Source organism: Streptomyces sp. NPDC006283 (assembly GCF_040613325.1).
In the GTDB taxonomy this organism is placed as follows: Bacteria; Actinomycetota; Actinomycetes; order Streptomycetales; family Streptomycetaceae; genus Streptomyces.
The window spans coordinates 1-5,838 of record NZ_JBEXRZ010000316.1 but is presented as its reverse complement, the minus strand read 5'-3'; the positions used below and the strand labels follow the sequence as shown (position 1 = coordinate 5,838).

Below are 5,838 nucleotides of genomic sequence, written 5' to 3'. Positions count from 1 at the left end.
GAGAGCTGCGTGAGTCTGGAGCATTCGTTCTACGCGGTGTACGGGGTCGAGCTCGCCGATGCGGACTGGCTGGTCGTGTCCGAAGGGCTCGAGGAGCTGCGTCGCACCGGCGGGCAGGACGCTGGTGACGAGGACGTCGGACTGTTCATTGTCGCCCGGACTTAGCGCGACTTCAGAGCAGCTTGTACGGCCGGCCGTCGGAATCGAAGCCGTCAGGCTGAGGCTCTGCAGCGGCCTTCCTTCTCCGTTGGCCTCGCTTGGCTTTGTGCTCCTTGAGCGTCTCGATGTACCAGAAGGGGCGGAAGAGCTCGTCGTGACCGTCCGGTTCGGGGATCCGGTCGAGCGATCGCGACCGTTCGAAGGATGCTGTCGACGAGTACCCCAGTTCTTTGGCCGCGTGGGGCACGTAATGGCGCAGTTTCACCTTTCGGCCGCGACTGCCGGCCGGGTCGACGGTGGGCCGCACGGGGAGCCACCGACCTCCGCCCTTCTGCTGCACTCCCTCGACCAGCGAACCGTCGGCCTCCATGTACCCGATGGCTTTGAGGTAGGCCTCCACGACCATGCGGGGGTAGCGGGGACGGTCCTCCTGCGCTTCGGGCACTTCGACGCCCAGGTCTTTGGCAACCTTCTGCAGCGCGGAGGGCAGCGGAGGTTTCTTGTCCTTCGCGTGCTGCGGCGGCGCCTTGTGCCAGCGCTGCGCCGTTTGCCGGCTTACACAGGCAAGTCTGGCGATCTCGGTCAGGCCGAGGAGCTCATCACCACGGGACATTCGAGTCTCCTCGTCACTTAAAACTTATCCAAGTACGTCAAGTTATACGTGGCACACAGTGGGGCGGGGAGGAATGCATCGGCGCGTCGACGCAGCCAGCCAGGGCGTACATCTACTGCTCGAGGGCTCCGCATCGCGCAAAGCTCCAGGTCACTTGGGTGAAGCCTGGCCGCGCGAGCCCTGACCAGTGCGCGCGACGACGTCCTGATCGCCTACGGCGACGAAGGTTGCTCCCCGCGGGCCAGCAACCGTCCAACCCCGATCCTTGAGGATGCGCAAGGCGTGCTGAGCACACATTGATGGGAGAACCCGTACTGCTCGGCGATCTGGCGAGCTGACGGCACCTTCACCCCAAGCGGCAGGGATCCCTCCGTGATCAGCCCTTCCAAGAGTTCTGTGAGCTGCTGGTAGCCGACGTCGCGCCACTGGGCGGTGTTGAGGGTGCCGTGGGCGTCGATGACCTTGGGGCTGTTGGTGCGGGTGGCGAGCCGCTTGGGGTCGATGTGGGTCACTGCTGCCACTCAGCCAGGTGCAGCAGCAGGTCGGCGTCCTCGACGGCGGCGACTGCGGGGCAAGCGCATCACCGTCTGGGGTGCCGCCTTCAGGCCCGAGACCGACGACATCCGCGACTCACCCGCCCTCGCCGTCGCCCAGGCCCTGCACGACCTCGGCGCCGCCGTCACCGTCACCGACCCCAAGGCCCTCGACAACGCCCGCAAGCTCCACCCCGAACTCGACTACGTCGAAGACCCGATCTCGGTGCCGAGTTCCTCGCCGACGAGGTCGGTGACGCGCTGGCGGCGGCGGGCGTTGACGGCGGCGGCTTCGCGGAGGATGCCGACGGCCTCGTCGGCGCCGAGCTCGTCGGCGCGGGGGATGAAGCCTCCGAGGTCCTTGGGCAGGCAGCCACTGCCGAAGCCGAGGCCGGGCCGCATGCCGCGGCGTCCGATGCGGATGTCGTGGCCGAGGATGTCGGCGAGCTCGGCGACGTTGGCGCCGGACTTCTCGCAGACCTCGGCCATGGCGTTGATGAAGGAGATCTTGGTGGCGAGGAAGGAGTTCGCGGCGCCCTTGGCGAGCTCGGCGGTGGCCCAGTCGGTGACGATCGTCGGCGTCCCCGACTCGATGATCTTGCCGAACGCCTGCCGGAGGATTGCCTCCGCCCAGGAGCGCGGGGTGTTGAAGCCGAGGACGAGCCGGTCGGGCCGGAGGGTGTCCTCGACCGCGAAGGACTCGCGCAGGAATTCGGGGTCCCAGGCGACCTCGATGAGGTCCCCGGCGGGAGCGTGTTCGCGCAGGAGCTCGGCGACGCGGGGTGCGGTGCCGACGGGGACGGTCGACTTGACCGCGATCACGGCCGGGGGCCAGCTGGCGGACGGCGTCGAAGAGGTGGGTGAGGTCGTAGGCGTCGCTGCCGGGCTGCTGCGGGGTGCCGACGCCGATGAAGTGCAGGTCAGCAAAGTTGGCGGCCTCCTGGTAGGAGGCGGTGAACCTCAGCCGGCCCGACGCGGTGTGCTTGGCGAGGAGGTCGTCCAGGTCCCGCTCGAAGAACGGGGCCTTTCCGCTGTTCAGGACGTGGACCTTGTCGAGGTCGGAGTCCATGCCCAGAACCTTGTGGCCGAGCTTGGTCGCAGTCAGGGGGAAAAAGCCGCCTGGGCCGGGACCTGGCGGCGGACAACACGCAGGAAGGAGAGCCGGTCGGGATCGGTCCCGGCAGTCACAACGGCTTGGTGCATGACCTGGCGGACGGCGTGGTGGACGAGAGGAAGCCGTGGATCTCTTGCTCGACACCGTCGGGATGCCTGGATCGCAGGACACGTCCGGGCCGCGCTGGTGAACCTTGATCTCGTCCAGTTCCCCCTTCCACCTCCCATCTCTCGTGATACAGGGCCGCGAGTTCGTCGGCCGGTGCCTGGTCTGGATCGAGGATCGTGGTGATCAGCCGGGCCGGTCCGGCGTCCTCGTGGCCGGCGGTGGTGTACTCCACCACCCGTACCTGCTGTCCGTGCACGCGGCGCTTGTCCCGGGCCGCGTAGATCTCCGACAGGTACGAGCCGTCGGCGTATTGTTCGCGCACCACCAGCACCACGTTGGACGCCACCCGCCACAACACAGGTCCGCACCCATCGCCGCGGCGGTCCTCTACCGGTCGTAACCGGGAAAGCCCCGGTCGGCGAGCAGCAGCATCCCCCGGCTGGAGGTGCGGCAGCAGGGTGTCGGCGAGCACCGTCTCGGCCACCGTGCACGGCCCGGGTGGCCGCGGCGAAGACCGCGTGTGTGCCGCACTCGGTCAGCACCACCAATCGCACCTGCGGAAACGCGCCCTTTTTCTCCCCGCGCCCGGACCCCGGCCGCCCGAAGAACGCATCGTTGTCCTCGGTGTCCGCCACATCCAGCGTGGTGCCGTCCACCGCCACCACCCAACGCCCCCGGTACCAGGCGCCGATGGTCTACGCGGCGGTCGACACCGGACGGCACACCCGCGCAAACAGGACCCGCAGCGACTCCGCACCCAGCCGGGCACGCGCCCGGGAGATCGCCCCGGTCGAGGGCACCTCCCACCTTCCCCGCCACCGGCCCGCCTAGGCCAGGCCCTCGGTCAGCAACCACGCGACCTCTTCATACGCCTGCCCGGAGAACAAGCACATCGCCAGCACGAATAAGACCGTTACACGCGCCGGCAGCAACCGACTCCGCTACTCAGTCCGGCCCGCCTCAGCAAACGACCTCGTCGACCAATTCCGCCGGGAACGCCCGCGTCAACACACCAACGCGATGCGATCCGACCGCTCCTCAACCGGCGGATTCACCTGCCCGGGCTGTGGCACAGCATCCCTCCCCGACCACAGCTACAAGCAACTCACCCCAAAGTCAGCGGCATTGTCCCTGGGCCCGTCCCCACCCTGTACGCTCGCGCATCAGAAAGGTGTCCGACCCAACACCGGATACGACCTCAACACTCGCATCCTTGCAGGCCAGGGCACCTTTCCTGCTACCAGGCCGTCAGATCGCCCAATTCAGTTGGATAGCCGAGGCTGGTGGAACGTGCTGTGTACCTGCTGCGGCGGCGCACCTGGCACCAGGTACACACCCACACCAGACGCACGGCTCGCCGCGGCTTCCCCTGCACAGCCCCAGCCTGCATGAAGGGCTGGACGTACAGTGCGCTCGCTACCCGGGCCTGCACACCGAACAGCAACATCTCCTGGCCGAGACCGGCACTGATGCCTGAAAAGCGGCTATCGCCCGGACAGGGCTGCATAAAAAAGTTTTCATTGTGTCGCCTGATGCGGAGCGATATGATCCGCGCTCAACCGGATCGCTCCGCTCCGCGTCGGGGACATGCGGACGAGGAAGGGGGAGGCGCGCCGGGACCGGTTCCACACGGCACAACTCGTTACCCGTGCCCCTGCGTACGTCTTGACCAGGTCGCATCCGCCGAAGGAAGGGCCGCCTCTCCGCAGCGGTCTGACTGCCATTCACATCCCAAGCCACCCTGCCCAGGTCAGCGGCACGGTCACACGCTCGGCCGGGAAGAAGCAAGAGGCCCGCCAACTGCCGGCGCTGGCCGGACAGTCAGGATGGTCCGGACCTCCACCTCGCCCTCGGTGCGGCTCGTACCACCTGCCGTCATAACCCTTGCCGATCCGTACCTACCCGAAGGGCTGCTCGTCCCTGTCAGTGCACGGGAGGCATCCGTCCGCTGGAGCAACCGACTCCAGCCACCGCAACGCGACCTGCTGTTGCAGGGCAACCGCAGGTCGGAACGGAAGGAGAGTGTTCGCAATGAACAGCACCGGAATGCGGTCACGGTTCACCGCTGCAGCGGCCGCGGCTACCTTAGCCATCGGGGGGATCCTCCTCGCCCCGCCCGCCCAAGCCGCGACCGACGGCACCACCGTGACCTTCACCTACAGGTCGTCTTTGGGCCTGGGCTTCGTCTCGCAAACCTGGTCGCCCACCGACAATGGATGCCGCAATGCGGTAGGTATAGACCCCAGCAGACCGGCCTCGCTAACGATCGAAAACGGCCTGAACCGGGCACTGCGGGTCTTCGCGGGTAATGACTGCTCGGGCCAGGTGCTAGCAAAGGTCGCGGGCAACAACCCCGCGGCGGTAACTGTGAAAGTGGCCGGCAACTTCTCCGTCAGGCCGATGCCGGGCGTCCTCACCACGAGCGGGGTGCTGCAGAGGATGAACACAGTCGCCCCCCTCGACCCCATGGTCACCCTCGACAACGCCAGCGGGACCGGCATCGACGCGTATGCCAACACCGCGACCGCCACCGCCGACGCGATCGGCAGAGGAGAAAGATCCACCAGTCAGAATGCTGATATCGACAAGGCCCTCGGCGGCTTGGCTCCTTCCCCTGGGACGGCGACATACCAAGGCAAAAGGTACATGCTGAAGAAATCCGGGTACGACTGGGACATTGCCGTCACTCTCGGCGGCAACTACTTGACCATGGAGGATGCCTGCAAGGCGGTTGAATGTAAATTCGTCGGCGTGCGACTGGCGAACAATCCCGCATTCACCAATTCGAAATATGCAGACTATCCCACACTCTTCACCTCGGCCACGACGACCGCCCAAGTGATCAAACAAACCGAAACGACCACCATCACCAGAACCGACACCGTGACGACGGGCTTTAAGATCGGAGTCTCGGCAGCAGCCGGCTACACGCCCAAGGCCCCCGGCGGGAGTGCTTCGGTGACGCCAACTTTCGAATACAACTACTCGCGTGCGCTCTCGGACGCGACCGCGGGCACCACCACGCTCGAAGCCGACTACAACAACCCCAGTGGGGCGTATGTATACGTCCAGGCCCGCGCGAATGTCGGATGGTACTCCGGCTACATGCTCATCCCCACGAACAAAGTGCCCACTGGGTACGCGATCCCGATCCGCATGAAGGTCCAGAGCACGAAAAACCCCAGCCCGGCAACCTGGAACGCCGTGCACGTCCCCAAGTAGAGGGCGCATTGGCCTAACGGCCGTGCAGTGTCCTGGGGTTGACCGTCCCGTGTGCGGTCCCGGGGCTGGGGCTGCCGCTCCGACTCCTC

4 protein-coding genes and 3 pseudogenes are annotated in these 5,838 nt (G+C 66.5%); 2 read left to right on the top strand and 5 right to left on the bottom strand.

The window, feature by feature from the left end; all coding sequences use genetic code 11:
* Positions 1-172: 172 nt before the first annotated feature.
* Entirely contained in the window at positions 173-772 is a 600-nt protein-coding gene (locus ABZ070_RS34825; protein WP_356639904.1) for a hypothetical protein, read from the bottom strand.
* Positions 773-984: 212 nt separating this feature from the next.
* Positions 985-1,284, bottom strand: a complete 300-nt coding sequence (locus ABZ070_RS34820) for a hypothetical protein (protein WP_356639902.1) — start codon at positions 1,282-1,284, stop codon at positions 985-987.
* A gap of 52 nt (positions 1,285-1,336) precedes the next feature.
* Here ABZ070_RS34820 and ABZ070_RS34815 point away from each other — a divergent pair.
* A pseudogene (locus tag ABZ070_RS34815) lies at positions 1,337-1,522 on the top strand (UDP binding domain-containing protein); the annotation flags it as partial.
* Here the strand turns inward: ABZ070_RS34815 and ABZ070_RS34810 are convergent.
* From ABZ070_RS34810 to ABZ070_RS34800, 3 genes and pseudogenes are all read right to left on the bottom strand, one after another.
* The gene (locus ABZ070_RS34810) at positions 1,510-1,803 is read right to left on the bottom strand and encodes a hypothetical protein (protein ID WP_356639906.1); all 294 of its coding nucleotides are present in this window, start codon (positions 1,801-1,803) and stop codon (positions 1,510-1,512) included. The pseudogene ABZ070_RS34815 and the gene ABZ070_RS34810 sit on opposite strands and share 13 nt — an antisense overlap.
* Positions 1,804-1,998: 195 nt before the next feature.
* Positions 1,999-2,374 (bottom strand): annotated as a pseudogene (locus ABZ070_RS34805) (UDP-glucose 6-dehydrogenase); the annotation flags it as partial.
* Positions 2,375-2,406: 32 nt separating this feature from the next.
* A pseudogene (locus tag ABZ070_RS34800) lies at positions 2,407-3,600 on the bottom strand (IS4 family transposase).
* Positions 3,601-4,558: 958 nt separating this feature from the next.
* Between ABZ070_RS34800 and ABZ070_RS34795 the strand changes: the two are divergent.
* A complete protein-coding gene (locus ABZ070_RS34795) occupies positions 4,559-5,749 on the top strand; it encodes an ETX/MTX2 family pore-forming toxin (protein ID WP_356639900.1) in 1,191 nt (396 codons plus the stop codon).
* Positions 5,750-5,838: the final 89 nt, after the last annotated feature.

Coding starts and splice junctions, on each gene's coding strand:
- ABZ070_RS34825 (WP_356639904.1), bottom strand. CDS start 772: ATGTCCCGTGGTGATGAGCTCCTCGGCCTGACCGAGATCGCCAGACTT.
- ABZ070_RS34795 (WP_356639900.1), top strand. CDS start 4,559: ATGAACAGCACCGGAATGCGGTCACGGTTCACCGCTGCAGCGGCCGCG.